14 protein-coding genes are annotated in these 14,558 nt (G+C 39.5%); 12 read left to right on the top strand and 2 right to left on the bottom strand.

All coding sequences use genetic code 11. The features are described 5' to 3' along the window. Window positions 1-508 precede the first annotated feature (508 nt). From C9J46_RS15495 to C9J46_RS15470, 6 genes are all read left to right on the top strand, one after another. On the top strand, window positions 509-1,444 hold the full coding sequence (locus C9J46_RS15495) for a porin (protein WP_107291157.1): 936 nt from the start codon (window positions 509-511) through the stop codon (window positions 1,442-1,444). Between the two features lie 16 nt (window positions 1,445-1,460). Then, complete coding sequence (locus C9J46_RS15490; RefSeq protein ID WP_107207097.1) at window positions 1,461-2,615, top strand: ABC transporter substrate-binding protein; 1,155 nt, start codon at window positions 1,461-1,463, stop codon at window positions 2,613-2,615. 620 nt (window positions 2,616-3,235) lie between these two features. Next, window positions 3,236-3,787, top strand: coding sequence for a hypothetical protein (locus tag C9J46_RS15485; RefSeq protein ID WP_233217786.1), 552 nt, complete (start codon window positions 3,236-3,238; stop codon window positions 3,785-3,787). A 174-nt stretch (window positions 3,788-3,961) separates the two neighbouring features. Next, window positions 3,962-4,354 carry a hypothetical protein gene (locus C9J46_RS15480; RefSeq protein ID WP_107207095.1) on the top strand — a complete coding sequence of 131 codons (393 nt, stop codon included), beginning with the start codon at window positions 3,962-3,964 and terminating at the stop codon, window positions 4,352-4,354. Window positions 4,355-4,456: 102 nt separating this feature from the next. Further along, entirely contained in the window at window positions 4,457-4,816 is a 360-nt protein-coding gene (locus C9J46_RS15475; RefSeq protein ID WP_107207094.1) for a hypothetical protein, read from the top strand. After that, a complete protein-coding gene (locus C9J46_RS15470; protein WP_233217785.1) occupies window positions 4,813-5,130 on the top strand; it encodes a hypothetical protein in 318 nt (105 codons plus the stop codon). The genes C9J46_RS15475 and C9J46_RS15470 overlap by 4 nt, the downstream gene beginning before the upstream one ends. Before the next feature lie 63 nt (window positions 5,131-5,193). Here the strand turns inward: C9J46_RS15470 and C9J46_RS15465 are convergent, their stop codons facing one another. Continuing rightward, entirely contained in the window at window positions 5,194-6,048 is an 855-nt protein-coding gene (locus C9J46_RS15465; RefSeq protein WP_107291156.1) for a hypothetical protein, read from the bottom strand. 674 nt (window positions 6,049-6,722) lie between these two features. On the opposite strand from C9J46_RS15465, the gene rbsD reads away from it, so the two are divergent. From rbsD to C9J46_RS15435, 6 genes are all read left to right on the top strand, one after another. Further along, window positions 6,723-7,142, top strand: coding sequence for a D-ribose pyranase (rbsD, locus tag C9J46_RS15460; protein ID WP_107259977.1), 420 nt, complete (start codon window positions 6,723-6,725; stop codon window positions 7,140-7,142). A 25-nt stretch (window positions 7,143-7,167) separates the two neighbouring features. Beyond that, entirely contained in the window at window positions 7,168-8,673 is a 1,506-nt protein-coding gene (rbsA, locus tag C9J46_RS15455; RefSeq protein ID WP_107207092.1) for a ribose ABC transporter ATP-binding protein RbsA, read from the top strand. Further along, window positions 8,670-9,653: a ribose ABC transporter permease gene (gene rbsC, locus C9J46_RS15450; protein ID WP_107287338.1), complete on the top strand. Its 984-nt coding sequence runs from the start codon at window positions 8,670-8,672 to the stop codon at window positions 9,651-9,653. Before rbsA ends, rbsC begins: the two co-directional genes overlap by 4 nt. A gap of 76 nt (window positions 9,654-9,729) precedes the next feature. Further along, window positions 9,730-10,608, top strand: coding sequence for a ribose ABC transporter substrate-binding protein RbsB (gene rbsB / locus C9J46_RS15445; protein WP_107291155.1), 879 nt, complete (start codon window positions 9,730-9,732; stop codon window positions 10,606-10,608). 192 nt (window positions 10,609-10,800) lie between these two features. Continuing rightward, the gene (gene rbsK, locus C9J46_RS15440; protein ID WP_107287339.1) at window positions 10,801-11,721 is read left to right on the top strand and encodes a ribokinase; all 921 of its coding nucleotides are present in this window, start codon (window positions 10,801-10,803) and stop codon (window positions 11,719-11,721) included. 15 nt (window positions 11,722-11,736) lie between these two features. Beyond that, the gene (locus C9J46_RS15435; protein ID WP_107291154.1) at window positions 11,737-12,753 is read left to right on the top strand and encodes a substrate-binding domain-containing protein; all 1,017 of its coding nucleotides are present in this window, start codon (window positions 11,737-11,739) and stop codon (window positions 12,751-12,753) included. Between the two features lie 66 nt (window positions 12,754-12,819). Here the strand turns inward: C9J46_RS15435 and dcuC are convergent, their stop codons facing one another. Next, entirely contained in the window at window positions 12,820-14,199 is a 1,380-nt protein-coding gene (gene dcuC, locus C9J46_RS15430; RefSeq protein ID WP_105061771.1) for a C4-dicarboxylate transporter DcuC, read from the bottom strand. Between the last annotated feature and the right edge of the window lie 359 nt (window positions 14,200-14,558).

The following is a 14,558-nucleotide window of genomic DNA, read 5'->3' as shown; positions in this document are numbered from 1 at the left end:
GCTTTGAGTTTAATATTCAAAGCCCTTTTGCTTTATTTTAAAAAGGGAGAGTGATTGATGTTTAAGTGTGTGATTTATTTTTATATAACATCGTTAATTTCCCTAAAAGTAATACTTGGAGAGTGTATTAGCTTACTCAATATAATATTGCTTCTCATATCCTGAGCTTATGAATAATATTCTTTAGTTATTTAAAAGTGTATACCTTTTAAGCGATAAAATAGTGTCGGCAATTTAACAACGAAAGATTATGGGCTTACTTCAATATTTAAAAAAATCTCGATATTTTATTTTAGACAATCAATAACACATTGATTTTAAATGTTTTGTTTTTAAAGGCAAATGCATTGCGCAGGTACATTTCATCATTATCCCTTTTTCTTTAGGTTATATAAATTCCATTTAAGTATTTAAATGTCTTGATTATAAACATCTTAATGATTACCATTCTCATTAACGGTAAACCGTAGGTTTACCATTCTATTTTTTAAATCAAAAGTGGTCGGTAATGAAAAGGACAGCTTTATTCTATGGCGCGTTATGCGTGTCATCGTTTGCAAGTGTTGTAAATGCGGCATCCATTTACGCTGATGAGGGAACAAGTCTTGCTATTGGCGGGCGTGTTGAAGCTCGCGCTGAGCATCGTGATAGTGACATCACCGATCTTAGCCGTGCGCGAGTGAATATTAGTGGTGAAACACTGATCGGTGATGGTATTAGCGGCATTGGTTATTTCGAGCAGGAATTCAAAGCAAGTGAAAATAAAACACGCTATCTCTATGCCGGTATTAAAGCGGCGTTAGGAGAGGGAGAAGCGCAAGTCGTTTATGGTAAAACGGCGGGAGCGATGAGCCTTGTTACGGATATGACTGATATTCAGGCAGCATACGGCGCAATTGCCGCTGACAAGTTTAAAGTCGGCAAACGTATTGCGAACAGTATTGCCACTTTTTATACCAATGATTCGGGTACGTCATTAGGCATTAACTACTCGGGTAAACATACAATCAAACAAGATACCTTTAAACAGGGTTTCTCTGTTGGGGCATCCCAAGCTATTGGTGATACAGGGTTAACTTTGGCAACGGGTTATGCCGATCAAACCATGATCAAAAAAGGCAAAGAGAAAGAAAAGTCACAGTTTGATGTCGGTATGGGATACCAAATTAAGCAGTTTTATTTAGGTGCTTTATACACCAATCAAAAATTAGGCGGTAAGGATGCTGACGGTTATGACGTAGTGGCTGCTTATAAGATCAACAGTATTTATAAAGCCACGCTTGGTTTTGGTGAGTTACATGTCGAAGGTGGAGATGACACTCGAGCTGTGAATGGCGACATCACCGCCAAGTGGAATAAACATTTCAGAACCTATGCTGCGGTGAATTACGACACGGTAATTGATGATACACAAGCCATGCTTGGCGCTCGTTACGATTTCTAATCTCAAAAGGTCTAATATGAAAACGCAATTTAAACTTCTTACTCTTGCTGTTGGTGTAATGGCTTCATGCTCTGCACTTGCTGGTGATTACCCGATGACAATCACGGATGTATCAGGCCAAACAATCACGCTTGATCATCAGCCTCAACATATTGCACTTGGTACTGCTCGTAACTTCCCATTATTAGAAATCGTTTACGGAAAAAATGCTGGTAAACATGTTGTTGCTATGCGTGATGATATGAAGATTTCAGCCCCTTCTATGTATGAGTTTTATACCAATAAATACCCAAATCTTAAAACAGTGCCAGAGATTGGCAAGATCAGTAAAGGTCAGTTTGATGCTGAATCATTCATTCAAATGAAGCCTAAACCTGATGTGCTGATCATCGGTACTAGCAGTATGAACTCTGCCAAAGAGAAAGGCTTAGTGAAGAAGCTTAATGATGCCGGTATTCAGGTGATCACGGCAGATTTTCGCGAGCAAACCATCAAAAACACAATGACATCAGTAACTTCTGTAGCAAAAGCATTAGGTTATGAAGAACGCGGTAAAGCATTTGCGGATTACTACACTCAACATTTAAACGTTATTACTGATCGCATTGCTAAGGCGAAAGATTTAAAACCCAAAACCGTGTTTATGGAAACGGCGGCAGGCTACACCCTAGATTCCTGTTGCAACACTTATGCTGGTGGCAATATGGATGATTTTATCACGCTGCTAAAAGCGATAAATATTGCGACCAAACCGTTAGGTGGTGCTCATTCCGGTAATATGTCACCTGAAACTATTGTTGCGGAAAACCCTGATGTTTACATTATGCAAACGGCTGGCTGGGTTGATAAAAAAGGTCATTCTATGAAGGGTATTCCTCTAGGTTACGCGGCTAATGACGCTGCGATCAAAGCGGCAACGAAAACCTTGATGGATCGTTCTTGGTTGCAAGCGACCAACGCAAATTTAACCGGCAATGTTTTCTCTATTTATAAGCCGTTTTATAACTCGCCGTATAACCTTGTGGCGCTTGAACACTTTGCGAAGTGGATCCGACCTGAGTTATTTAAGGATTTAACCCCAGAACAAACCTTCGTTGAAATGAATAAGACTTTAGCTAACAGTAACGTAAGCGGTTTATTTGGTATTGATAACGTTGATATTATTCAATAATAAAAACAGAAGGGCGCTTATCGCCCTTCTATTTTCCGTTCAGCAATGTTTACTTTGTACTGCCACTTTTTGAACATCACCACGTAACTCTATACGATTGCATCTATTGACGATATCTCTCAGTAATTTTGTTCCTGTGACAAAGAGAAAATCTTTCTAAAAATCATTTTCAACGAGCAGTTTAAGAGAATAATAATCCTACAAAGCATTATTTTTGTTTAAATAATAAGCAATCAGTCGTAAATGAGAATAGTTATAACTTACTGTAATTCCTTATAAACCCTCTTTTTTGTAAGAGATATAGGGGCTAAATTCCACATTTACGGTTGTAAACTATAGGTTTACCCATTACCATTTGTTGCGACTATTGCGGTTTTTGATTGACAGTGTTTAGATCCAAGCGCAATTAGGCGCGATAAAATGAGCAAGGTTATTTTAGTAAACCATTGTGGTTTGATTTTTTGATTGGGGATGAAAACATCACGCTACGGATTAGCGATAAATCTATTTTTATAAGACGAACGTTAATATGAAAAGTCACAGAATAATAGTGAGATTAAAGCGAACTTTAGATGGTAAAACGAATGAGATGTTGTTCTTTTTGGCATTAGGTAAGCATTATGGCTAAGTGTAGAACAAGAGTTAAACGAACCAATGTTTATGGCCATACATGTAAAGATCCAAGGTTATGTGTGCTGTGTTCATCTGTGGTTGTTTTACCCAAAGTGTATGGCACTAAAAAACCGTTTCTAAAACGGTATAAGTCTATATTTAAACTACTTAAATTAGCCAAGGTTTTACTTTTTATTCCTGCTTTTATTGGTATTGGTGCAAGTCGAGCAGATAGCCCTAATTATAGTATTCAGTGTGTGTTTGATGGTGCGAAGAATAAAAATGGTGATTTTAGAAAGCCATTTTTTCAATCTTATAAGTTTGACGTTGATAAAGAACAAGTGATAGTGGTGGATGATTCGCATCAATCGTTAGCGCAAAAGGTTTATGGGTTTAATAACATTACGCTTTTAGAGCAAACCGCAATGGGAAATATGGTCTCAACAACTATTGTTTTTAAGAAAGAAGGGCGACAGATGGAAGCGGTACAAAGCCGACATGAAAGTCTGAATCATCACGTAATGCCTTTTCAAACATTAGGCCTTTGTGATTATGCCTAAATATATTTCTGTTAAATAGAAAGTTAATATATTAAATATTTATTATTCTTTTTATTTTTAAAAACATTATTAATTTTTGATATTAGAAATAATGTCATGCGTATCTATTTAACTTATTTATGGACTGTTATATCTGCAGGGATCGCTTTTATTACATGAAAGAGAGAAAATATAATGAAAAAATTAATTATCACCAGCCTTATCTCATCGACAATTTTATTAACTGGTTGTAACGCTATTAAAGAACAAGCGGCTGGCATGGTATTAGGTGATAAATTTGTACAAGCTAATGAGCAATTAAATCATTGTGATCTTTCTAGCTTAACGTATTTAAAAAGTGCGGCAGCTGATGATAAAAACCCGATTGTTCAAAATGCGGCTTTACTTGTTTTGGGTGCACATTTTGCTGCTGATGGGAACATGCGTGCAGTAGATACTATGGCGCAAAAGATCTCGAATATGTCAGATACAACAACGTTTGCAGAGCAGCGTAAAGCGATTATTGAAAGTGGTAAAGAAACGGCGAAAGATCGTATTGAAAATGGCTTCACTGCAAACTGTAAATAATTACCTTTCTAATTTTCTAATTTTCTAAATTTGACAGGCTCCAAGGAAGGGGCTTATTACGTCATTTAAATATTATGTTGAGTTAATTTTAAAGAGGTGTGTATGAGAAAACTGCTCATTGCTGCACTATTGGTTTCACCTATCACTCATGCTGATTCGTTAGCATTTTCTCGTCCTATTGTGACGATGCATAGCGTTGTTAATGCTGCACAGTGTGCTGATAAAATTATCGAATATCCTGAAAATGAAGTGATTGGTTTGTTTAATTTTGCTGTCGATGTCCTTGATGAAACAGCAAAACGAATTGGTTATAACAAGGTCGAAAAGTTTTATGCTGCCGCAGAGAAAAACTCAACGTTTGTTATTGATAAAGCTCACTGTGATGCGCTTATAGATAATGTAGTGATGCCTTATTTATTTAGTGCACCGATTACACTTTATCAGCAGGAGTCGGTGTCGTGAAAAACGGTTTTTTAGCGATATCAATAATATTACTGTTAGCTACGGGGTGCTCTGCCGATAACAAAGCTTATCCTAAAAATGCAGCGCCACCGATGCTTACGTTATCAGTACCACCACCGACGTTATTAGAGATGGCTCACCACCAAACCTCGGACAAGGTTTGCGCTTTAATGGGGATGGCACGTGAACAAGGGAATGATGAACTGGTGAGTCAACTAGGTTTTATTTTTTCTTCTCGTCGCGATATTTCATTGATAGATTGTATCCGCTTTGCTGATCTTGGACAGAAAGAACAACGCGCGGCTAACTTTTGAAATGAAGTGATTAAAAAAGATAACGTAAAGGGACATTTGATGTCCCATAACGGTATGCTCACACTAATCTTTTGTCATTTTTGCTATTTTTTCCGCAACAATTGAAGGGACGGATGACGGCGGCATAATAAGAAAAGAGGTATTGGCGGCAATCTGGTTAAATCGCGCTGCTTGTTGATTTTCTTCTGGTAAATGAATAGCGATGACTAATCGAGATCGGGTTGGGTATTCAAGAAGATTCTTTAATAGTTTTATGCACATTTCTGCATTGCCGTCATTGAGATCTGGCAAGGCGATAAAGCTATAAGGGCGAATATCGCGTTTTGTGTCCCCAATTAATTCCATGTAGCCGATTAATATATTGCCGATATATTCTATGGTAACGCCAGTGAGATCGGCATTATAAAATTGCTCATCAATACGGGCTAACATGGATCGTGTTTTATTATTACACTCCCACTCGAAATTTTGCTCATCTTTCAGGTTCGCATTTTCAACGTAAGATAATGCATCAACCGCTTCGACCATTCCTGTGATCAATTTTATTTGAATAGGGTTTGTCTTTTCATCATCTAATCTTTTTATGATTTCTACGGCTTTACGCGCGTTAGAAGACCATGCGTATGATAAAGGGTTAACCGGTGCATGGTTTTCTTTATCTGCGATCAAATCTAATGGTGGTACGGTTTTAAAAAAACGAGAACAAATAATTAAGTTTTCTTTAGAGACGATACCTGTGGTGACCCATTTATGGACGGCTTGTCTTGATACATCACAGTAGGTTGCCAACGCTGTTTTTGAAACACCATTAGCATTCATGTTGTAGGAAAACCAATCCATTAATTTTGTTTTTACATTTCTTTCTTTACGTTGAAGTTGTGCGTTTTTTTGCTCTGTCTTGCTATTGTCTTGGGTCATTATTGCGTAACCTGATGAGTTGACACGCTCTATTATGCAAATCTTAAGTTAAAAGCGAATTGTTGTAATAAGTATATGCTTCAGGTAACAGGTTAATAAGCTAAATATGGAAAGTCAAACCTAGGTAATTAGAAAAATAGAACAACTGAAAGGGGCTAAATAAGCCATTTTATACGCTCTTGTAATAAGTAATACATGTTAACAATTGAATGTTATTCGTTTGGATTTTGTAAGAGATTAACGCCGACTATAACCGATAGTATTGATAAACAATGCATTATCGTTTTAATGGTTGATTATTAACCTAAGGTTTCTTATTACACATTGTCACCTGAGAGTTTACTTTGGCCAAAGGCTCGATAAAAGCAAGATTTAGATATCGATGCTTTAGTTGCGTTTTAGTTAATAGAAAAGAGGGGGAATAAGTGAGTTACCCGTTTTTTTATTTTTATCGAAACGTTTCGATGGCTAAAGTGTGACCTAGTATTCTTTTTTGTCTTTATATTGATGATCAAGACCGATCATTCTCACATCTTATCGAACCGGGGATAGTCAAAAAAATTAGTCGGATTATCATGCTATCGAAACGTTTCGATGGTGTTTTCTAAAGCGGTAATTTTAACCGATTAGCAGATGCTTTTAGTAAGAAAACGTATAACCGAATGGTCGATAACATGAAAAAAAGTACCCTCATTAATTCAGAATTGTCTTACCTCGTTGCCACACTAGGACATACCGATGAAATCACTCTTTGTGATGCGGGCTTGCCTATTCCAGATCACGTTCAACGTATTGATTTAGCATTAACGCATGGTGTACCGAGCTTTTTAGAGACGGTGCGTGTGATGCTCTCTGAAATGCAAATTGAAGGGGTGATCATGGCAGAAGAGTTTGCCCAAGTGAGCCCTGAACATTACCAAGCCTTGCTGGTTGAACTTGAACTAGAGCAAGCGAAAACGGATAAAAAAATTCATATTCAATACGTTACCCACGAGCAGTTTAAACAGCGTACGGAACAAAGCCGAGCGATAGTAAGAACGGGCGAATGTACTCCGTATGCCAATGTGATTTTTCAATCCGGTGTGGTGTTTTAGTCAAGAGCGACGTTGAGGATAAATTATGACTCAGGCCATTCTACAATTGAATGATATCGAGAAAGCGTTTCCCGGTGTGAAAGCGTTAGATAGAGCCAGCCTTTCTGTGTATGCGGGTCGTGTAATGGCTCTTATGGGCGAGAACGGAGCGGGCAAATCAACCTTAATGAAGGTGCTTACTGGGATTTACCAAATGGATGCAGGAAGTATTCATTATCAAGGTCAACCTGCTGCATTTAACGGCCCACGTGATTCACAAGAAGCAGGCATTAGTATTATTCACCAAGAGTTAAACTTGATCCCTGAATTAACCATTGCCGAAAACATTTATCTTGGGCGTGAATTCACGGGCATGATGGGACGAATTCAATGGGGAAAAATGTATGATGAGGCTGATAAGCTGTTAAAACGCCTTAACGTGAAACACTCCTCAAAAACCTTACTGGGTGACTTAAGCCTTGGCGAACAACAAATGGTTGAGATTGCCAAAGCCCTTTCGTTTGAGTCTAAAGTCATCATTATGGATGAGCCAACAGACGCGCTGACTGACAAAGAAACAGAATCGTTATTCACCGTCATTAATGAACTTCGTGAGCAAGGTTGCGGCATTGTTTACATCTCTCACCGTTTAAAAGAAATTTTTGAAATCTGTGACGATATCACTGTATTGCGTGATGGGAAGTTCATTGGTGAATGCCAAGTTAAAGAAACCAATGAAGATGGGCTGATCGAGATGATGGTGGGTCGTAAGTTGGAAGAGCAGTACCCACGTATTGCCGTAAAACATGGCGAAACTTGCCTTGAAGTATCGGGACTCACAGGCTCTGGTGTTCATGATGTTAGTTTTTCTCTAAAACGTGGTGAAATTCTTGGTATCTCAGGGTTAATGGGCGCGGGGCGTACTGAATTGATGAAATTGATTTACGGCGCGCTACCTATTGAAGCTGGTGTTATTAAGCTGAATAACCAAGTTATAAAGCCTGTGACACCACAAGACGGTTTAAATAACGGTATTGCCTATATCTCTGAAGATCGAAAAGGCGATGGCCTTGTTCTGGGCTTATCTGTAAAAGAAAATATGTCTCTTTGTGCTTTGGATAAACTCACAAAAGGTGTGCAAATTCAGCATAAAGAAGAAGTGATTGCCGTTGATGACTTTATTAAAATTTTCAATATCAAGACGCCAACACACAACCAAATTATCGGTAACTTATCCGGTGGTAACCAGCAGAAAGTTGCTATCGCAAAAGGGTTAATGACCCAGCCTAAAGTTCTTATTCTTGATGAGCCAACACGTGGTGTTGATGTTGGTGCTAAGAAAGAAATCTATCAACTCATCAACAAATTTAAAAGTGAAGGTATGAGTATCATTTTAGTCTCTTCTGAGATGCCTGAAGTGCTCGGTATGAGTGATCGCATCCTTGTTATGCATGAAGGACGAATTACTGGCGAATTCGATGCTAAAGAGACGGATCAAGAAAAATTACTCGCGTGTGCCGTTGGCAAAAATATGAATGAGGAAGCAGCATGAGCACGAATACGATGAATAAACCCACTGAACAAAATCGCCAAAAGTGGTTTAGCAAAGAGTGGTTAATTGAACAAAAATCATTAATTGCATTACTTTTCTTGATTGTTGTTGTGTCCTTTTTAAACCCTAACTTTTTTACCGTCGACAATATCCTCAATATTCTTCGTCAAACCTCTGTTAACGCGATTATTGCTGTCGGTATGACGTTGGTTATTTTAACCGCAGGTATCGATCTAAGTGTCGGTTCAGTGCTCGCGCTATGTGGCGCATTGGCTGCCAGTATGATTGCTTTAGAAGTTCCTGTCTTAATTGCGGTGCCAACGGCTTTGCTTGCCGGCGCGTTATTGGGGGGGATCAGTGGGGTAATCATTGCTAAAGGTAAGGTTCAAGCCTTTATCGCAACCTTAGTGACGATGACATTACTGCGTGGTGTCACCATGGTGTATACCGATGGTCGTCCTATCTCTACAGGCTTTACTGATACTGCAGACGTGTTTGCATGGTTCGGTACAGGTTATGCGTTAGGTATTCCTGTTCCTGTATGGCTGATGGTGTTTGTCTTTGCAGGTGTTTGGTACCTTTTAAACCACACTCGTTTTGGTCGCTATATTTATGCTCTTGGGGGCAATGAATCTGCGGCTCGTCTTTCAGGTATCAATGTTGATCGTGTGAAAATTGGTGTGTATGCCATTTGCGGTATGTTAGCAGCACTTGCAGGCATTATCGTGACTTCTCGCTTATCTTCTGCGCAGCCTACGGCAGGTATGGGTTATGAATTAGATGCCATTGCAGCTGTTGTATTAGGTGGTACGAGTTTGATGGGAGGCAAGGGACGTATCATGGGTACGTTAATTGGTGCTCTTATTATTGGCTTCTTGAATAACGCACTGAACCTACTGGATGTTTCTTCTTATTATCAAATGATTGCTAAAGCTGTTGTTATCTTGCTGGCGGTGTTAGTGGATAACAAAAACAAATAATACGCTACGAATTATTACAGAAAACAAACGAGCCAGATGACGTGAACTGGCTCGCCCCTACAAAAGGACTAGAACAATGAAAAAAATCGCAACGCTTATTTCAGCTGCACTTATTTCTTCTACGGTGTCTTTCGCGGCACAAGCGCAAGAGACTATGGCTATTGTCGTATCGACGTTGAATAACCCGTTTTTTGTATCAATGAAAGATGGTGCGGAAGCTAAAGCAAAAGCGCTTGGATATAATTTGATTGTATTGGATTCACAAAACGATCCAAGTAAGGAGCTGTCGAATATCGAAGATTTAACAGTACGTGGAGTGAAAGCGATTCTGATTAATCCGACAGATTCTGATGCGGTATCAAATGCTATTCGTATTGCAAATCGCGCCAATATTCCGGTATTGACCCTTGATCGCGGTGCACGCCGTGGTGATGTTGTTAGTCATATTGCTTCTGATAACGTTGCGGGTGGTGAAATGGCAGGCCGTTTCATTATGGAAAAAGTGGGGGAGAAAGCAAAAGTTATTCAGCTTGAAGGTATTGCAGGAACATCTGCCGCGCGTGAGCGTGGTGAAGGTTTCATGAAAGCGGTAAAAGCCAACGACATGGATCTTTTAGCGAGCCAGCCTGCAGACTTTGATCGCACTAAAGGTTTGAACGTAATGGAAAACTTGCTGGCTGCAAACTCGAATGTACAAGCTGTATTTGCACAAAATGATGAGATGGCACTGGGGGCACTTCGTGCGGTTCAAGCATCAGGTAAAAATGTCCTAATTGTGGGCTTTGATGGAACTGAAGATGGTATTGCTGCTGTTAAGCGCGGTAAATTAGCGGCGACGATTGCACAACAACCTGATTTAATTGGTGCGCTTGGTGTGGAAACGGCTGATAAAGTACTGAAAGGTGAAAAGGTTGAAAAGAACATCCCTGTGCCACTTAAAGTCGTTACAGAATAAGATCTAACCCCTTTTATTGTTATTTCTTCATCACGATACAGAGTAACCCATTCTCTTGTTTGGGTTGCTCTTTCATAAAGCTAACAATGTTGCACAATAAATGACAAAGCCCTAATAGGTTTAAGTTTTTGATAGATCTTAAACCCATTACTCCTTTGACGTTAAAGGGTTAACAGAACTAAGGATTAAAGAATGAGTAAGTTAGTAGTATTAGGCAGCGTCAATGCTGATCATGTTCTTCAAGTACCTTCATTTCCTCGCCCAGGGGAAACGTTGCATGGTCGTAACTACCAAGTTATCCCAGGTGGTAAAGGGGCTAACCAAGCGGTTGCCGCTGCGCGTTTAAATGCTGATATTGGGTTTATTGCGTGCGTAGGTGATGATGCGTTTGGCATGTTGATGCACGATAATTTTATCAAAGATGGAATAGATGTGCGTGGTGTGAAAACAGAAGTGGGCACACCGACCGGTATTGCGATGATCCAAGTTTCTGACTGCGGTGAAAATAGTATTTGTCTCTCGGCTGAAGCGAATAACAAGTTAACAGAGCAAGCGATTGAATCTGATTTAGACATGATTCGTCAGGCTGAATATTTATTGATGCAATTAGAAACACCGATGTGTGGTATCGAAAAAGCAGCAAAAGTCGCGAAATTAGCAAATACGACCGTGATTTTAAATCCAGCGCCTGCCCGTGAATTATCAGATGCGTTGTTAGCGTGTGTTGATGTGATAACGCCTAATGAAACCGAAGCTGAAGTGTTAACAGGCGTGACAGTAACGGATAACCAATCAGCGCAGCAGGCGGCGGATATTCTTCATGGTAAAGGTATCAAAACCGTGATGATCACTTTAGGTGCGAAAGGGGTATGGTTAAGCCAAAACGGTTCCGGCGATATCATCTCAGGGTTTCGTGTTGAAGCAACCGATACCACAGCGGCTGGCGATACCTTTAATGGTGCGTTAGTGACTGGTTTATTAGAAGATTTGGCTTTAGAATCAGCCATTAAGTTTGCTCATGCAGCCGCGGCGATTTCTGTCACTCGTTTTGGCGCGCAAACGTCGATCCCAACGCGTGAAGAAGTGGATGTATTTTTAGCGCAACACGCCTAACTAAGGAGAAATAGCATGGCAACGATGAAAGATGTCGCGAAACTGGCTGGGGTTTCTACCTCGACAGTGAGCCATGTTATTAATAAAACCCGTTTTGTTAGCGATGAAATTGCAGAGCGGGTAAACAAGGCGGCTAAAGCACTCAATTACTATGCACCTTCTGCTTTGGCACGTAGTTTCAAAGTTAACCGTACTAAAACCATTGGTATGTTAGTGACAACCTCTACCAACCCTTTCTTTGGCGAAGTGGTTAAAGGGGTTGAGCGTCATTGTTACCATAAAGGCTACAGTTTGATTTTGTGTAATACGGAAGGGGATCACCAACGTATGCACGAATCAATCAATACTTTGCTGCAAAAGCGTGTTGATGGATTAATTTTAGTTTGTGCGTCGCTAGAGGGTGAGCGTTTCGATATTTTTGAGCACTATGCTGATATTCCTGTCGTGGTAATGGACTGGGGACCGATGCAGTTCACCAGCGATAAAATTCAGGATAACTCGCTGCGTGGTGGCTATATGGCAGCGAAACATTTGATTGATGCGGGACACAGCGATATTGGTTGTATCACAGGTCCGCTGGAGCGAAACCAAGCCAAAATGCGTTATAACGGCTATTTAGAGGCGATGGATGAAGCTAATTTTACTGTTAATCCATCATGGGTAGTGGAAGCGGATTTTGAATGTGAAGGTGGTTATAACGCCTTTATTCAATTGCATGAAAAAGGATCATTACCCAGCGCTTTAGTTGTTGCCAATGACATGATGGCAATGGGGGTGATTAATGCCGCGAATGAGCTTGGTATTCAGATCCCTGAGCAACTCTCTATTATCGGTTATGACGATATTCATATTGCGAAGTTTATCTCTCCGTCCCTTACAACCATTCACCAGCCTAAATATCGTTTAGGCCAAGCGGCTGTTGAGGCGTTACTGAAACGTTTAGATGCCCCTGATAGTTTCCCGCAAGTGATTGAGCTAGAGCCAACTTTAGTTGAGCGAAAGAGTGTGCGGAAGTTAGGTTTAGTTGATTGATTGTTTCGTCACTTTGAAAAAGAATAAAAAAACACCCAGCATAATTTATGCTGGGTGTTTTTTTATTTATGAATATTGGATAACAGCCATCACGAGTACGACAACCATACTGCTTAACATAGGCACAGATGTCCGTTTAACGACATCGATAGGTGTTAAGTCAGACATACCTGCAACGGTAATAATAACGCCAGCCACAGGTGACATGGTTCGACCGATACCAGCTGCAAATAAAATTGGAAGTAATGGTAATAGAGGGTTTACACCAAAGTTTGTCGCAATTTGCGGAACGATTGGAATAAATGCCATTACTGGTGCGTTGCCTGAACCCGTTATAAAAGCGGTTAATAAAATAAAACCAGAGAAGACAATCACAATACCTGCAGGACCAAGATCAAAAGACTTAGCATTGCTAATTAGGGCGCTAATTGCGCCAATGTTGGTTAAACCTGCAGAGAAATATTCAGCTGCGATCATTAACGTTAGCACGCTCGCAAAGATCATACCTGTTCCTTTCAACCAAGCTTCAAAGTTATTGAAAGCACGTTGAACCGAACGGAAACGAATCGCTTCAATGAGAACACAAATTGTAATTGTCGACATCATTGCGATTGGAATCGTCATCGTTATTGATTCCATCACCATACTTGAAAAGCCGAATAAAAATACGAAAGGTAATACGGGTAGTAATGCGTAAAAGCCCGGTACCACATCGGTATTATCGTGTTCTTGTTCTAGTTTCTCGAGGTATTTACCGCGATCATCTGCGGGGTTATAGCCATCCTTTCGATCACAGTATCGCTGCCAAACAATATTTACAACAGGGATAATAAGTAATAGTAACGCTTGGAAAATTGTTTGGTGGTGTACAACAAAATCCATAATTTCTACATTAATGGTGTTGGCACCAATGACGGCATTAATTTGTCCTGGGCCGTACTCCCATGCAGTTGGAATAACGATGGTCGCAACCGCTGTTTTAGCACTGACACCCGCGTTTCGTAATACAGGATATAAAGTGCCCATTAGTAGTAAAGATAGCGATGTTGCACCTGTAATAAAGACATACATGATAGAGACAAATAGCAACACAAGGATCAATAAGATATATGGGTTTTTTACAGCCATCACCGGACGAGATGTTGCTTTTACTAGGGCTTGAGATGCGCCAATATGGTTTAAGTAAGTTGAAACACCCGCGATAGAAACGAGTGTTAAACCGACTTTTCCTAGTCGAGTGTTGGTTATTTCAGTAAATTTTTGCCATAAGTCGAAGAATAGAGCACCTTGTGTTTGGCCGTCAGGAAGAACAGGGTTGATGCCTGAAAGGGAAGCATAAGCTAGAAGGAATAAACCTGCGGTGATTAATGTTGCTTGAGGGTTAAACTTTTTTAGCATTGAATAGGCAACAAGCCCAACAATTGCAATCGTAAATATATATTCCATTTTAATCTCATTGTCCGATGATAAACAGGAATATTATTGATACTTAAAGAGAATAAATATTGATCGTGAATAATTAATGCTATATCTATTACTATGCGTTATTAAAAATGGAATGATCATCACTAATCTTGTAAAAGCAGAGTATGAGATTAGATAATCTTTTGTTTTAAAAAATTATTCTGATGATTTTTATTAGGTAACTTTAAACTTTTCTATATGATTAAGGTGTAGGTGATGCTGTCTAATTATTTTTTGATCTTGATCTAAAAAACTCATTGTAGTCTTTAATATGAAAAGCCATAGAAACAGTACTATCAGTGATGTTAAGTTCACTGAATATATAGATTTAATATTGAATG

The organism is Photobacterium sp. GB-36 (genome assembly GCF_003026135.1).
GTDB lineage: Bacteria > Pseudomonadota > Gammaproteobacteria > Enterobacterales > Vibrionaceae > Photobacterium.
Note: the sequence above shows the minus strand (reverse complement) of the source record. Positions and strands in the feature narration are given on the sequence as shown.

Bases quoted from the DNA above. Each gene is read 5' to 3' on its own strand.
- C9J46_RS15495 (WP_107291157.1), top strand. From the start codon at position 509: ATGAAAAGGACAGCTTTATTCTATGGCGCGTTATGCGTGTCATCGTTT.
- C9J46_RS15490 (WP_107207097.1), top strand. From the start codon at position 1,461: ATGAAAACGCAATTTAAACTTCTTACTCTTGCTGTTGGTGTAATGGCT.
- C9J46_RS15485 (WP_233217786.1), top strand. From the start codon at position 3,236: ATGGCTAAGTGTAGAACAAGAGTTAAACGAACCAATGTTTATGGCCAT.
- C9J46_RS15480 (WP_107207095.1), top strand. From the start codon at position 3,962: ATGAAAAAATTAATTATCACCAGCCTTATCTCATCGACAATTTTATTA.
- C9J46_RS15475 (WP_107207094.1), top strand. From the start codon at position 4,457: ATGAGAAAACTGCTCATTGCTGCACTATTGGTTTCACCTATCACTCAT.
- C9J46_RS15465 (WP_107291156.1), bottom strand. From the start codon at position 6,048: ATGACCCAAGACAATAGCAAGACAGAGCAAAAAAACGCACAACTTCAA.
- rbsD (WP_107259977.1), top strand. From the start codon at position 6,723: ATGAAAAAAAGTACCCTCATTAATTCAGAATTGTCTTACCTCGTTGCC.
- rbsA (WP_107207092.1), top strand. From the start codon at position 7,168: ATGACTCAGGCCATTCTACAATTGAATGATATCGAGAAAGCGTTTCCC.
- rbsC (WP_107287338.1), top strand. From the start codon at position 8,670: ATGAGCACGAATACGATGAATAAACCCACTGAACAAAATCGCCAAAAG.
- rbsB (WP_107291155.1), top strand. From the start codon at position 9,730: ATGAAAAAAATCGCAACGCTTATTTCAGCTGCACTTATTTCTTCTACG.
- rbsK (WP_107287339.1), top strand. From the start codon at position 10,801: ATGAGTAAGTTAGTAGTATTAGGCAGCGTCAATGCTGATCATGTTCTT.
- C9J46_RS15435 (WP_107291154.1), top strand. From the start codon at position 11,737: ATGGCAACGATGAAAGATGTCGCGAAACTGGCTGGGGTTTCTACCTCG.
- dcuC (WP_105061771.1), bottom strand. From the start codon at position 14,199: ATGGAATATATATTTACGATTGCAATTGTTGGGCTTGTTGCCTATTCA.